The sequence below is a fragment of the Vibrio sp. Vb1127 genome, assembly GCF_033338735.1.
Lineage (GTDB): Bacteria > Pseudomonadota > Gammaproteobacteria > Enterobacterales > Vibrionaceae > Vibrio > Vibrio alginolyticus.
Genome location: NZ_JAWOTF010000001.1, coordinates 820224 through 835317 on the forward strand (window position 1 = coordinate 820224; position 15094 = coordinate 835317).

Here is a 15094-nt window from a genome sequence, read left to right on the forward strand (position 1 = left end):
CGAAAGAGCCAAAATTCGTCATTTTGCTCTCGCCAACAGGTGGATTTTGGTTATACAATTCGCGTTGCTTCTTTCGAGGCCTCTGAGTATTCAGAGCATCATGATGCCGAGATGGTGAAATTGGTAGACACGCTAGCATGAGGTGCTAGTGCCTTTGGTGTGAGGGTTCGAGTCCCTCTCTCGGCACCATTATCCTTCTTCCCTAATTTTGTTCGAGTGTAATGCAAAGTTCTAAGCAGGCAAGACAGTCTACAGATGCTAATCAACTTCTGAGTGAGCTTGCGGTTCACGCTTTATTACACCTGCACTTTAAAATTCACGCGTCCTCGCATGGCCTCTCCCTTAAAGAACGTAATGACTTACTTCAGAAATGGCTGAAACCAAAACTGAAGAGTAATCGCTATAAGCTGATTAAAAAGCCGTTAAAGTCTTTGACTCAGCAGGCAAAAGGTGAGAACGGAAATCTGGAAGTATTACTCGAGCGCTGCGTCGGTGCAGACAAACCCAGCAACCCTCAACCCGATCTAGATAGCTACTTGCTGCTGATCAACGAGATTGAGAAGAAACTGGGGACTACCGTGTTATTATCGCGACCGGAAGACGTCGACTTATCTCACGACCAACACGGCTGTTTGCTGTGTGTGCTTTCTGAGAACTTAAATCAGCACTTCGATGATAATAACGCCCTAATCGCTCCTATTTCGATGCTGTTCCGCGGACCAATGAGTCAACGCTCACTTTTCCTTGGCAGCATTTACGCCAGTGGTACCTTCAATTATGAAGTGCAGTATCAAGACGACCAGTTCGTTCGCATCACATTAGAGTTAGCGTAACTGTAACGCTAAGAAATAAACGAATCGAAAAAGGCCGTGAAACTCGCGGCCTTTTGCTTATCTAGATTTAAACTTGAGTTAATCGATCTCTTTAAATCGAGCAGTAAAGTGGCGCAGCACTGGTGGCTCGTACTCGAAAGTGAGCCCTTTTAACTCATGTGCACGATTTTTCAGTTCGATAATCGCATCCGCAATGTAATCCATATGATCGTTTGTGTAGACACGACGTGGAATGGTCAAACGCATCAACTCAAGCTCTGACGCTTTTTGTTTACCCGTTTCCGGATCTCGACCAAGCAGCAACGATCCTATCTCTACTGCTCGAATACCCGCTTCCAAGTACAAAGCATTACACAATACCTGCGCAGGAAACTGATCCGCTGGAATATGTGGCAAAATCTTAGCGGCATCCACAAACACCGCATGACCACCCGTTGGGTATTGAATCGGAATACCGCCTTCACGTAAGCGCTCACCTAAGTATTGAACTTGGCTAATTCTATAGTGAAGAAAATCCTCATCCGCGGCTTCATACAAACCGCGAGCGAGCGCTTCCATATCACGCCCAGCCATGCCGCCGTATGTTACAAATCCTTCCATGGGTACGCAGCGCGTCTGCACCGCCTGGAACAACTCCTTATGATCACGAATACAACACATGCCACCAATGTTTACCATCGGGTCTTTCTTAGCTGACATGGTGAGCATATCACCGTACTGGTACATCTCACGGATGATTTCCAGAATCGATTTATTCTCGTAACCCGCTTCACGCTGCTTGATAAAGTAGGCGTTCTCACAGTAACGAGCCGAGTCAATCACCACTGGAATATCGTACTTGGTTGCAATCTCGTACACACTGCGCATGTTTTCCATCGACACAGGCTGACCACCGGAGCTATTACAAGTAATCGTGGTGATAATTGCACAGATGTTATGCGAACCGTGCGCTTCAATTGTTGCCACCAGCTTATCGATATCAAAATTGCCCTTCCAATCATAAGGCGTAGTGGTGTCGAATGCTTCTTCCGTTACCACGTTAATCGCTTTACCGCCATTGAGTTCAATGTGACCCGCTGTGGTATCAAAATGGTAGTTCGAGATAAATACTGGCGTTTCGCCACCACGCACCTGACGCATACGCTCAATCAAAGCGGGGAACAAAATTTGCTCGGCACCACGCCCTTGGTGTGCAGGCACGGTGAGCTTATAACCGAAGAAGTGCTCCACTGCATCACACAGGTTGTAGTAATTTCGACTCCCCGCATAGGATTCATCCCCCATCATGATGCCAGCCCACTGATTATCACTCATGGCACCAGTGCCTGAGTCAGTCAGCAAATCGATATAAACATCATCACTACGAAGAAGAAATGGATTATAGCCCGCTTCTTTTAACGCGACTTCACGGTCTGCCAAAGTCGTCATTTTGATTGGCTCAACCATTTTGATACGGAAAGGTTCTGGAATACGTTTCATTGTTAATTTCCTTATACGCATTGCCCTACGCAGTTTCACGTAAGACTAAAAAACAAATAGATAGAATGCTTTTCAATGCGATTGCATTGAGGAAATCAACGAGAAGAGATTTTACTAAGGAGAGACAAGCAGTAGTCTAGGTTATACCAGAACGACAGCACCAAACGGCTATCGAGAATATCCTTTATTCTCATCGTCTTCGTCCTCCTGATAAAAATAAAAAGTCAGAAACCCCATGTCTCTGACCTTTTCAATATAGTGCAGTTTTCAATCAATTTTCAGTGAGGTCACCCTCATTTTAAGAAGGTCTCGCCCTTTTCATTCTGCGTTTGATATTACTTTCTTTGACTAGGTAATCGAAAAGTGGCGCGAATAAGTTAGCAAATAGAATCGCTAACATAATGCCTTCTGGATAAGCCGGGTTCAGCACTCGGATAAAAATCGTCATCACGCCGATTAATAGTCCGTATGCCCATTTCCCGTTATTGGTAAAAGCTGCCGAGACAGGGTCTGTCGCCATGAAGAAGGTACCAAACGCAACCCCACCAATCACGAAGTGCCAGTAGAACGGCATGGAGAACATGGGGTTAGAGTCTGAACCGATCGCATTCAATAGTAATGAAGCTCCGATTAAACCGACCAACACGCCCGCAACAATTCTCCACGATGCAATCTTCATAAAGATGAGAACCAAGCCTGTTAGTGCGATCAACAACGTGGAGACTTCACCCATCGAGCCTGGTAAATTACCAACAAAAGCATCTCCCCATGAAATTGGCTCTCCCGTCATATTATTTATCAAAGCACTTTGCCCTCCTTCATACCATTGGCTAAGTGGAGTAGCGCCAGAGTAACCATCAGCCGCGACCCACACGGCACCACCGGACATGTTGGCAGGATAGGCAAAGTATAAGAACGCGCGCCCTGCTAAAGCTGGATTTAGGAAGTTTCGTCCAGTACCACCGAAAATCTCCTTCGCCACAACAATACCGAAAGTGATACCTAAAGCCGCTTGCCATAGTGGAATTGTCGGAGGAAGGATCAGCGCAAAGAGTATAGAGCTGACAAAAAAGCCTTCATTTACCTCATGCTTTCGCACAATAGCAAACAGAACTTCCCAGAAACCACCAACGATAAACACCGTCGCATAAACCGGGAGAAAGTAAGTAGCACCAAGCCACATTTTACTTCCCCACCCCGCTTGTGAAACCGCATCTAACGAGCCCCATACCCAACTCAGTTGCCATGAAGAAACAAGCGCTTGCTGAGCTGAGGCTTGATCCATTCCATACAACAAGGCATCACTCGCTTGCTGGCCTATGTTGTACATACCCCAGAACATGGCAGGGAAGACCGCCAACCACACCATGATCATAATACGTTTTAAATCGATGCTATCTCGAACGTGAGTCATGCCCTGGTTTACCTTACCAGGCGTGTAAAAAATGGTTTCGACAGCTTCGAAAAGTGGGTAGAACTTGTGATACTTCCCACCTGGACCAAACTTAGGTGTCGCTTTCTCAAAGTAATGTTTAAGGCTCATAACGCTCCTCCTTTATCTAAAAGATGGTACGCACATGTGTAAAAAGCGATCGTTTTTTAATCTCTTCGTCTTCCTTCTTCGTATTTCACCTTGTTCGCCACTCTTCTGTCTCCTCTTTAAATCCGGCGAACAGTTTATCCAACGAAAAAGGGACCGCTCATGGACACACTCGCCATTGACCTAGCTAGATTCCAATTTGCCTTTACTGTCTCTTTCCACATTATTTTTCCAGCGTTTACGATTGGTTTGGCAAGTTATCTCGCTGTATTAGAGGGCTTGTACTTAAAAACGGGCAACAAACAGTACATGCAAATCTATAAGTACTGGCTCAAAATCTTTGCCATCAGTTTTGGTATGGGTGTGGTGAGTGGCATCGTGTTGAGCTATCAATTCGGTACTAACTGGAGCGTGTTTGCCGACAAAACAGGCCCAATCCTAGGCCCGCTAATGGGTTATGAAGTTTTTACTGCGTTTTTCCTCGAAGCTGGGTTTTTAGGCGTGATGCTTTTCGGTATGGATAAGGTGGGTAAGAAGCTTCACTTCGCCGCGACTTGTATTGTTGCATTCGGGACGTTTTTGTCTGCGTTTTGGATACTTTCGGTTAATAGTTGGATGCAAACACCAGCGGGCTATAGTATCAACGAAGCCGGACAGTTTATCCCAGAAGACTGGTGGGCGATTGTCTTCAACCCTTCCTTCCCTTACCGGCTCGTTCATATGTTGCTCGCCGCTTACCTTACTACTGCCTTTGTTGTAGCCGGCGTTGCCGCTTATCACTTGCTAAAAGCAAACCATAACCCTCTAGCCAGAATTATGTTCTCGATGGCAATGTGGATGGCTGCCATCGTGACACCAATTCAAATCGTTGCTGGAGACATGCATGGATTAAACACCCTTGAACATCAACCCGCCAAAGTTGCCGCGATGGAAGGGCACTATGAGTCTCACCAAGGCGCGCCATTGATCCTCTTCGGTATCCCTAACGATGAAGAAAAACGCATGGAATACGCACTGGAAATCCCCAAACTCGGTAGTTTGATTTTAACTCATGACCTCAACGGTGAAGTGAAGGGATTAGATGCTTTTCCAGAGGAGGAACACCCTCCTGTCTCTATCGTTTTCTGGTCTTTCCGAGTAATGGTCGCGCTTGGTTTTGGCATGCTTGTTATTGGTTTGTGGAGCCTTTGGCTAAGAAAACGTCGCAAACTTTTTGATTCGAGGGCACTTCAACGTATTTGTGTGCTGTTTGCCCCAGCGGGGTTCATTGCAGTTTTAGCAGGCTGGATAACTACCGAAGTCGGTCGACAGCCTTACACCGTATACGGTCTTTTAACCACAGCCAATTCGGCATCGCCTATTGATGCCGCCGCGGTGAGCGTCTCCCTGACGGCGTTCATCGTGGTTTACTTTGTGGTTTTTGGAGCTGGCTTCTTCTATCTCCTACGTTTGATGCGCAAGTCTCCAACTCGATATGAAGAAGGTCTAGATAGCCGACTTCCTGATGGCACGAAAACCGATGCCATCACACATTCTAACCATCTAACCTAGGAGCTTACTCATGGATTACGCATTAATTTGGTACGCTTTGATTGGGCTCGCTGTTCTGATTTATGTCGTGTTAGATGGCTTTGATCTCGGTATTGGTATCCTATTCCTCAGCGCTAATGATGATGAAGAGCGCGACATGATGATGAACAGCATCGCTCCTGTTTGGGATGGGAATGAAACTTGGCTAGTTCTTGGCGGAGGTGGGCTTTTTGCCGTGTTCCCCCTCGCCTACGCGGTCATTATGCCAGCACTCTATGCTCCCCTGATTTTAATGCTGCTCGGGTTAATTCTGCGCGGGGTTTCTTTTGAGTATCGCTTCCGAACACAACGCGGAAAGTTTTTATGGGATAGCGCTTTTTTCATTGGTTCACTCACCGCGGCATTGATGCAAGGCATTATGCTCGGAACCCTGCTCCAAGGTATAGAGGTTAGTGAACGAGCATACGCAGGTGGATGGTTTGATTGGCTTTCACCATTTAGCGTATTTTGTGGCCTGGCGCTTGTTTGTGCTTATATTCTGCTCGGTTCATGCTGGTTATTAATCAAGCTTCCAGAAGAGCTGATGGGGCGCTATTACGTGGTCGCGCGACGATGGGGACTAGCGATGGTAGCCTGTATATTCATCGCCAGTTTGTGGCTGCCATTGAGCCAAAATATCGTCTTTGAACGTTGGTTCTCATTACCAAACTCGCTACTGTTTTTCATTTTACCAATTATTGCTGCGGCACTTATTTGGCAGCTATTCAAAGCCTTACTCGATCACAAAGCCGTCCGAGCCTGCGTTCTTGCGATCGGCCTGTTTCTTTTGTCCGCGATGGGTTTCGGTGTCAGTACATTCCCTTACTTGGTCCCATTCGCACTCACTTATCAAGACGTCGCCACGCCAGATAAGAGTTTGGCATTTTTACTTGCCGGTGCGGTGGTATTACTTCCTCTGATCATAGCCTACACGGCTTATTCGTACTGGGTTTTCCGCGGCAAGATTAAACGTGGAGAAGGATATCACTGATGAAACTAAAACCCATTTTGTGGTTCATTGGCATTTGGCTGGTAAGCGTGGTCGCCTTGTTTATCATCAGTTCGTTGATACGAACTGCGATATTGTAGGCCCAGAGTCTACTGCACCACATCTGAAGCCATTGAGGTCTATACTCAAGCAAGAGTAAAACAACGGAGTGTTTTTATGACCTTAAAGCGGTTTCTGGTAACTTTGATTCCTTTGACGGTTCCACTGTTTTCACCAAATGCTTTGGCCGTAGACAAGCAGATGTCATCCGCCATGAAAAGTAAAATGCGGTCTATTTGCTCCGCAACAAACGAGCAGGGCCGTTGGCAACTTGCTGAGGCAACTCCTGACGCCAGACGCTCACTCAACATGGTGCTTTATCAAATGAATGCCGATGATAAATTGAAAGCAATTCATGAGGTGAGAACCAAAATGGTCGGCGGCACCCATTATGCGTTTGAGTTCGAGTTGCAAGATGGTCAGGTCTGGAATGCAATTGTATTGCACAGTGCCCGAGGCGATTACATGATAGAAAGACACGCCAAGAAAGGGGAACTCTGCCCTAAATAGCAATAGACACTACAACTTTACGACACAATAAAGTCGACTGATTCAGTCGCCTTTATTGTTGGTATGTTTAGGTATCGCTTCAAAAGCTTGGGAAAAGTAATAGCTTTCAACCTGAGGCCTAACTAAATCACAAGCTAACCCAAGGTCATCATTTTTTGTGAAAGGTAAATGTTCTGACACTAATTCCTGGGAATCTTTGTCCACGGTCTGGAAAGATTCAACAATTCTAAGTGGCCAGTAAGCTTTATTCTCAGTAACAAGAAAAAAGTAATATTGGAGCTGCTCTCCATGAGTCACGGCATTGTTAATTTCACTTCTAATTTTAACCACTTCGATTTTGCTACCAACACAAGTGAAGTCATATGCATCAGTAATTTCCGCTTCCTTCGCGCCCGGAGTATATACCATATAATCCGATTCAAACTTATTATCAGTCAGCAAATAACCATCGTCGACACTAGTTAACTGAAAGGAAAATGCAGGGTAATGTACTATCAAACAAGCTCCAAAAGCCCTACTTAAAAATTTCTTTGAAAATGCCTTTTTTATACAGTTCGGTAAATATCTCATGTCGTTGTCCATATGAATCTGTATTTTTATTAATAACCCTAGTAATACTATCAGTCACCGTTCTAGATGCTCCCTTATCGGCTTTTAAATATAGCTTATTCTTCAGCCAAAAAATCATAGCAGTCCTGATGGCATATTTAGGTTGAGCAACTAACTGAGGCGAAGAAGAGAAACTCGTATTTTCGTTCCAAATATTTGCGTGTATGCTTTCTGTCGCTAAATAGTTTCCTTTCCCTGTTAACTGTATCATTCCTCTACCGCGATATTTCCATCCATCTCCGGTAGTTGCATCACCATTGCCTATTTTCATGGCATAGGCATTATTTGCTATCGCTTCTTGGTTTGCTTTTTGATTGATGGCATTTTTTCTCCCGTGCTTTTCAGCTAACGCCGGCCTATTCCGATAGACTCTGAAAGTGCTTTTCAATCCTTGAACTGAATAATTCAGGTTTTCCTCCATTCTCATTCCAGGACCAACCTCTTTTGCTAATTGAGCGACAAAGTGTGACAGTCTCAGTTCACTGTCTAACTTACATTCAGAGATCTTCATAGAAAGTTCTTTGCTTATAATCACTAAATAGTCTTCTGAAACTTTAGTTTCATTCTTCCATACTTTTCTAAGGTGCTGTTTTGTAATCATAGTCCCTCCATCTGATGAAGATTAAAACTGAAAGAACAAAAAATCACCTATAAAATTTGAAGTTGACATTGTATTACGACATTTTAAAACCATTTCTTACATACTAATTACATTATTGTGCGGCAAATAACATACCAGTCAATATTCTAGAAAAGCATTCTTTTCGCTCATATATTTTAACATGGCTTTTTACTGTTAAACCGTCTCGGTTTTCGCCTCTATCTTCTCATTTACTTTATCGCAAATGTACTCTCCAATAGGCATTGCAGATGTCGCTGCTGGAGAGGGGGCGTTGCAAACGTGCAGGCTTCTGGCGCTTTCGGCAAACAAGAAGTCATGAACCAAGGTTCCGTCGGATAACACCGCTTGCGCACGAATACCCGCAGGATATGGTTTGAGATCGTCTACCTTGATGCTTGGGCAGTATTTATTGACCAGCTTGAGATAGCCCGGCTTCCACCACGAGTTCTTAAACTCATCCAATCCGGTTTTTAGATGCTTTTGTGTCACCTTCCAGAAACCGGAGAAGCTCAGCATTTGCATGGTATCTCGCAAGCTGAAGTTAACCTTGTCGTACCCTTCTCGCTTCCAGCCTTGCACCGCATTTGGACCTACGGTCACACTGCCATCAATCATGCGAGTCAGGTGGACGCCCAAGAATGGCAAGTCAGGGTCGGGAATTGGATAAATAAGATGATTCACCACTTGGTCGTGTTTGCTATCTAAGCGGTAGTATTCACCACGATAAGGGATGATTTGGAAATCGGTCGGAATAGACATCATCTTCGTCATGCGATCCGCCATCAAGCCGCTGCAAGTAACCAAGAACTTAGCATTGAGCTGCATGGTTTGACCGTCTGAAATACAGGTCAGTTGAACTTCTTCGTCCTTCTCTTCGGCAGCCACCACTTTGGTTCTCAAGCTGATTTGACCGCCGAGCTTTTTGAACTCTTCCGCCATCTGCTCAGTGACCAAACGATAGTCCACAATACTGGTGGTTTTGACATAAATCGCGCCCAATCCCGTGATGTTTGGTTCAGCCAGTTTAAGTTGAACTTCATCGAGTAGCTTTACGTCGATGCCGTTGACATGGCAGCGCTCATAGAGGGCATTCATGCGTTCGACTTCTTGCTCATTGGTCGCAACCAGTAACTTGCCACAGTTCTCCACCGGAATATCGTGCTCGGCGCAGAACGAAATGGTTCGCTCTACCCCACGCTTACAAAAATCCGCTTTTAAGCTGCCCGGTGCGTAGTACACCCCGGCATGAATCACGCCGCTATTGTGTCCGGTTTGGTGCTGGGCAAAACCGGACTCTTTCTCAACCAATAAAATGGATTTGTCTGGATGACGTTGCTGTAGTTGCCATGCTGTCGACACACCAACGATACCGCCACCAACAATGATGTAGTCATAGACTGATTTCATACGACCTCTTATAAAACCGATAGTTGAGATTGTTGCAATTTGAACTTGCGACCACTGTAAATGAACACCGCGACAAATACCGCGCAGCTTGCCACACGAACCAACATTGGGATATCGTGCCAAACTAGCAATGTACCCACCACTACCAACAAGAGACGCGTCAGAATGTTTAGAGGACCTTCCAAGTAGCCTTCAATCGCACCAATCAATGCATAGGTACCGATGATGGCAAAGAAGCCTACGGTAATTACCGACGTCACATCCCAACTGACCAAGCCTGTATAGGCAATAAGTAGCGGTACAAGATACAAACCTTTAGCGATTTTCCACGCCATCAGGCCGGTACGCATTGGAGGTGTTTTCGCGATGGTTGCCGCTGCAAATGCGGTCAAACACACTGGAGGCGTTACGTTACTGTCTTGCGATAACCAGAAGATGATGAGGTGAGCAGCCAGCAATGCCAAGCCTACCGCTTCCATACCCAAACTTTGCTCTAGTAGGGTTTCCATAAAGTCCGCAGGTACTAGCGCCACCATTTCTTTCGCGGTTTCCAACGCCATTGGTGCATTAAGCAGTTCCAACTTTTCTGGCGCCGCCAACATGAAGATAGCTTTTGCTTGTTCAGGCAATTGACCCGACACCATCAATTCAAGCAATTGGTTTTCGGCAATTAACTTGTAAAGCGCAGGGGCAGACAGAGTACCCAATACAATATACGCCGCTGTCACAGGTAAACCCATACCCAAAACAAGAGAAGCGAGCGCAATCAGAACGATCATGATGAACAAGTCACCATTCGCCCAACCGTCGATCATCAGTGAGAACGTGTTGCCGATGCCTGTTGTACTGATCACGTTGATCACCAAACCGATACCCACCAGCAATACCGCGGTTGTCGCCATGTTTTTCGCGCCTTGCGAAAGTGCTTCGATGATCGCTTTTGGTCCCATCTTATGATCTTTCGAGAACCAAGAAGCCACGACCACTGAAATGATCGACAAGCCCGCAGCGTAAGTTGGCGTAAAACCTTGAACCAACAAAGTGACCAATACCGCCAGTGGGATAAGGTTGTGCCAACCGCTGATCAGCACTTTCAGTAGAGATTCATCGCTGGTCGTGATTTTTTGAACGCCGCTGCGTTTGGCTTCGATACGCACAAAGAACGCCACAGACAAGAAATAGATAAGAGCAGGAATGAAAGAAACGGCAATAATATCAACATAAGGAATTTGCGTGTAAGACGCCATTATGAAAGCACCCGCTCCCATCACAGGTGGCATCAACTGACCACCTGTTGACGCCGCAGCTTCAACCCCCGCTGCAAAGCGCGAAGGGAAACCTGCTTTTTGCATCAAAGGAATACTGATAACACCGGTGGAAACCGTATTTGCCACACTAGAGCCCGATACTGAGCCCATCAAACCGGAGCCAATCACTGCGATAAAACCCGGGCCACCAATGATTTTGCCAGCCGCAGCACGTGCCACATTGATGATGTAATCACCGACACCAGAGCGAACAAGAAACGCACCGAACAGAATGAACATGAATACGAAAGTCCAACTGATGCGTGAGATAGAGCCAAACATGCCCTCAGAAGAATAGAAGCTGCGGTAGAGCAAGGTTTCCATGCTCAAACCCGGGAAGTGGAAAATACCTGTCGCCCACTTACCCCAAAGCACAACGTAGCTTAAACACACCACAATCAACACTGGAATAAACCAGCCCATGGTGCGTCGAATCAGTTCGATAACAATCAAAATTGCCATGATGGCGAAGACCCAATCGCTGGTCACGAACTTCACACCGCGTTCATATAGCGCATCTTCGGCATAGGGAATGTAGAGCAAACACGCGACCGCGCCCATGGCAATCAACACATCGATGCCGAGTGCAATCTTACTCTGCTTGAGAGAGATATGAGCCGGATACCAAAGCGCACAAATCACCGCAAAGCCAGCAAAGTGGGTCGCGGAAATCCATAACTCTGGTAACGTCGATAAGGTATTAAACCAAATGTGCAAAGCAGACAACACCACGCCAAACACTGTGATTGTGGTGGTTACCCACGGAAAATCAGTGCGCGTGGGCAGCTCAAATTTCTGCAATTCCTTTTCTATTGAGTCGCTCATCTCATACTCCAAGCTCTGGCGGCTTTTTCCATCTTAGAAATCGGTAGGGATAAAATGCCCCGAGCCGAAACTCGGGGCGAAGTTGGCGTTATTTCGCCATTAGGTCTGATGGGATTTCGATGCCCATTTCTTTGTAGTAACGCACCGCACCTGGATGAAGAGGCACTGGCAAGCCAGCGATCGCTTTCTCAATCGCCATTGCTTTGGTTGCTTTATGAATGCCTTGTAGGAAAGGCAGGTTCTCGTAGATCGCTTTGGTTAGCTGGTAAACGTCTTCTTCCGAGATATCTTCACGAACTGCCAAGAAGTTAGGCTGTGCAATGGTGGTGATCGGCTTATCTAGACCCGGGTACGTGTTCGCTGGGATCTCGTACTTCGTCCATAGGTTGTAGTTGCCGTTCGCCTCTTTGATTTGCTCGTCAGTAAACGAGAGAATCGAAATGTCTTTACCCAGCGCAGCAAAAGCTTGGGTTACTGCACCAACTGGCACACCCGCAGGCGTGTTCATGCCGTCAATGGTGCCGTTTTGAAGTGCGCTCGCACTGCCGCCGTAGCCCATGTACGCAAGGTTGAATTTATCAGGGTCGACCTTCAGACCTTTCATGATTTGGCGACCAGAGTTCTCAGTACCAGAATTCTTCTTACCGATAGAGAACTTCTTGCCATCGAGGTTGTTCAGGTCAGTCACTGTGCCCGTTTTTGCTAGGTCAGAGCGAACAATAAAGTGCTCAACGTTTTGCCACAGCATAGAGACTGAGCGCAGTTGTTCTTGGCGACCGCTCTTCTCATAAGGACCTTCACCAGACCAAGCCCACGCACCGTAAAGACCTTGTAGAATCGCGAACTGTGCTTCGTTTTCATTCAGCAGTTTAACGTTTTCACCAGAGCCCGCAGAGCTGATTGCAGAAAGGGAGAAGTGGTGCTTTGGTGCCAACTTCACTTTGCTTAACGTCGCCAACGCTACGCCCACAGGGTAGTAAGTACCACCTGTCGATGCCGTTGCAAGAATATAGCTACGATCTTCTGCCGCAGCGTTAGCAGCAATACCAAAAGAAGTCACAGCGACAGCCAAAGCTTTTACCAGCTTATTCATTTTCATTATTACTCTCCGTGTAGTCGTTTCACGATTGGGGATTTACATCATGTTAAACCTTTATTAACAACACATTCCCTAGAGCAATTGAAATGCCAACTTTTAACCCTTTGTATTTATTGAACTAAGAGCTGAAAGACATCAAAAATGAGCAAAATCATGCTGATTTGATAGCAAAGTAATGAGCAAGATCTTGCTCATTGAAGAGGAGAAGGTTGCACGCCTAGATCGCAAAAGGTTAATAAAATGTGATCAAGACAAAATAAATGCACGATTCACTAATAAGCAATATTTTGCCGATGCAATTTTGGATTGAATTGCAACTAATGAGCGTCTTAACAATAAGAAGAAAAAGCGCATCATTCTAAACTGCTCAATTTATCAGCTGAGGTTTATAGCCTAAACGACTACAAATAGCACAAAAATACAGCAAAGAAAGCCATGTTACAAAAATGAAAAGTCATTTATTCTAATTTTTAATTTAAAAAGCAGCTCGATCCACCAGTTCAGAAATAAACACTGACCGTATCAACTTATTTTCTACTTCGGGGTTGTGCCAATGGCCCTATGTTCGTTAGTGTAACAACACGCCAAGGCAAACGTATTCCTTGGTATTTTTTCGTCTTTAAGGATCACCCATGTCAGCAACTGCGCAATTACAATTCGCTTTAAAACGCCCATCTGGCGTTGCTGCTGCGATCCTCCTGCTCTCTCTGAAACTGATTCAGAGCTGACAGGCTATATCTAAACTTTCTGTCAGCTTGAGAAGAAGCTGACGGGAACACCACATACTCCTCCCATTCCTTTCAGTTTCTTCCAAGCGAAACATAAGAGGAATAACAATGTTAAGCGCACGCAATATCGCCGCTTTGGGCTTCATGACTTTCGCCATGTACTTAGGCGCGGGTAACCTGATCTTCCCTCCATTTTTGGGTTACCAAGCAGGTGAAAACTTTCTGAGCGGGATGTCTGGCTTCCTCTTGACGGGTGTAGGTCTGCCTGCGATGGCACTAGTGATGGTGGCTATCGTAAACGGTTCAGATAAATTAACCGCTGCCCTACCTAAACCTTTGGCGACCAGTTTCTGGGTGATGGTGTTTATCGTGATTGGCCCTGCGTTCGTGATTCCACGTGCAATTACCGTGGCTTACCAATTCAGCTTTGCGCCAATGTTTGGTGATGCAGCTTTGGTGCCTTTCACTATTGCCTTCTGTGCTATCACCATTCTATTTGCCCTATATCCGGGTAAATTGGTCGACAACCTAGGCAAGAGCTTAACGCCTGCCTTGATGGCAATCTTGATCATCATGTCTGTGACGGCTTTGGTTTCTCCTGCAGGTGAGCTAACTGCCGCAACGGGACCATACCTATCTGGCGCATTTGCTGAAGGCTTGACCCAAGGCTACATGACCATGGATGCGCTAGGTTCTATCGGTTTTGGTTGGATTATCTTCCGCGCGATTCGCAGCATGGGTGTTGATTGCCCGAAAGCCACCGCAAAATACACGCTAATCGCAGCTTTGATGTACGCGGTTGCCATGGCGTTTGTTTACATCTCATTGGCTTACATTGGCTCGACAAGCTCATACTTGGGTTCTGAGTTCAGCAATGGTGGCGACATTTTAACGGCATTCACCTTCAGCCACTTCGGCGCATTTGGTTCACTATTACTAGGTGCCGTGATGGTATTAGCGTGTTTGACTACTGCTATCGGCGTAACCACCGCAGGCAGTGAGTTTTACGACAACACCTTCAGCAAAGTGAACTACAAAGGCTGCGTTATCACGACCATGGTATTGGCAGGTTTAATCGCCAACGTAGGTCTGGAGCAACTATTGGCTATCACATTACCAGCGGTTGTGGCGCTTCACCCAGTCGCGATTGCGTTGATGATCATGGCACCAGTGCGCAACAAGATGTCGCAAATCATGGTCGTCGCAACCGCATTCACTGCTCTAACGTTTGGTTGTGTTGATGCGCTGCACATCCTAGGTTACATGCCAAGTTCCACTGATGAGTGGATGGGTAATTACATGCCTCTGTACAATGACTTTGCTAGCTGGATTATGCCTAGCGTATTTATGATGATTGTTGGTCTGCTGTTTACGACGAAAACCAACCAAACCGAACAATTCGAGCTGGTGAATGAATAGCCGTTTAACATAAGACATCGCTCAATAAGTGCGTTACTATGTAGCTCGCTTATTGATATCAGGCAAAGGAGTTGCCTGAATGAAAGATTGATATGGGTC

General features: G+C 46.0%; 12 protein-coding genes and 1 tRNA gene. 6 read left to right on the top strand and 7 right to left on the bottom strand.

Features of this window, described 5'->3' with window-relative positions:
• Positions 1-105: 105 nt before the first annotated feature.
• Positions 106-189, top strand: a tRNA-Leu gene (locus R7H07_RS03630).
• 32 nt (positions 190-221) lie between these two features.
• On the top strand, positions 222-833 hold the full coding sequence (locus tag R7H07_RS03635) for a DUF2913 family protein (protein WP_017819727.1): 612 nt from the start codon (positions 222-224) through the stop codon (positions 831-833).
• 78 nt (positions 834-911) lie between these two features.
• Here R7H07_RS03635 and R7H07_RS03640 read toward each other — a convergent pair whose 3' ends face one another.
• Entirely contained in the window at positions 912-2312 is a 1401-nt protein-coding gene (locus R7H07_RS03640) for a tryptophanase (RefSeq protein ID WP_005384172.1), read from the bottom strand.
• Positions 2313-2610: 298 nt separating this feature from the next.
• On the bottom strand, positions 2611-3855 hold the full coding sequence (locus R7H07_RS03645; RefSeq protein ID WP_047102825.1) for an NADH:ubiquinone reductase (Na(+)-transporting) subunit B: 1245 nt from the start codon (positions 3853-3855) through the stop codon (positions 2611-2613).
• 159 nt (positions 3856-4014) lie between these two features.
• Between R7H07_RS03645 and R7H07_RS03650 the strand changes: the two genes are divergently transcribed.
• From R7H07_RS03650 to R7H07_RS03660, 3 genes are all read left to right on the top strand, one after another.
• Entirely contained in the window at positions 4015-5403 is a 1389-nt protein-coding gene (locus tag R7H07_RS03650) for a cytochrome ubiquinol oxidase subunit I (RefSeq protein ID WP_017635517.1), read from the top strand.
• A 10-nt stretch (positions 5404-5413) separates the two neighbouring features.
• Complete coding sequence (gene cydB / locus R7H07_RS03655; protein ID WP_206958692.1) at positions 5414-6412, top strand: cytochrome d ubiquinol oxidase subunit II; 999 nt, start codon at positions 5414-5416, stop codon at positions 6410-6412.
• 174 nt (positions 6413-6586) lie between these two features.
• Complete coding sequence (locus tag R7H07_RS03660; protein WP_054728604.1) at positions 6587-6979, top strand: hypothetical protein; 393 nt, start codon at positions 6587-6589, stop codon at positions 6977-6979.
• 42 nt (positions 6980-7021) lie between these two features.
• On the opposite strand, the gene R7H07_RS03665 is transcribed toward R7H07_RS03660, so the two are convergent.
• The 5 genes from R7H07_RS03665 to R7H07_RS03685 all read right to left on the bottom strand — a co-directional run bounded on the left by R7H07_RS03665 (position 7022) and on the right by R7H07_RS03685 (position 12848).
• Complete coding sequence (locus R7H07_RS03665; protein WP_231970768.1) at positions 7022-7549, bottom strand: hypothetical protein; 528 nt, start codon at positions 7547-7549, stop codon at positions 7022-7024.
• Positions 7494-8189 (bottom strand): glycoside hydrolase family 19 protein, encoded by a 696-nt coding sequence (locus R7H07_RS03670; protein WP_053307132.1) that lies wholly within the window; start codon positions 8187-8189, stop codon positions 7494-7496. Before R7H07_RS03670 ends, R7H07_RS03665 begins: the two co-directional genes overlap by 56 nt.
• A gap of 195 nt (positions 8190-8384) precedes the next feature.
• Positions 8385-9617, bottom strand: coding sequence for an L-2-hydroxyglutarate oxidase (lhgO, locus tag R7H07_RS03675; protein WP_206958691.1), 1233 nt, complete (start codon positions 9615-9617; stop codon positions 8385-8387).
• Positions 9618-9625: 8 nt separating this feature from the next.
• Positions 9626-11749: a TRAP transporter permease gene (locus R7H07_RS03680; RefSeq protein ID WP_009705104.1), complete on the bottom strand. Its 2124-nt coding sequence runs from the start codon at positions 11747-11749 to the stop codon at positions 9626-9628.
• Between the two features lie 88 nt (positions 11750-11837).
• On the bottom strand, positions 11838-12848 hold the full coding sequence (locus tag R7H07_RS03685) for a TAXI family TRAP transporter solute-binding subunit (RefSeq protein WP_017635521.1): 1011 nt from the start codon (positions 12846-12848) through the stop codon (positions 11838-11840).
• Positions 12849-13684: 836 nt separating this feature from the next.
• Between R7H07_RS03685 and brnQ the strand changes: the two genes are divergently transcribed.
• A complete protein-coding gene (gene brnQ, locus R7H07_RS03690; protein ID WP_065275105.1) occupies positions 13685-14995 on the top strand; it encodes a branched-chain amino acid transport system II carrier protein in 1311 nt (436 codons plus the stop codon).
• The last annotated feature ends 99 nt before the right edge of the window (positions 14996-15094 follow it).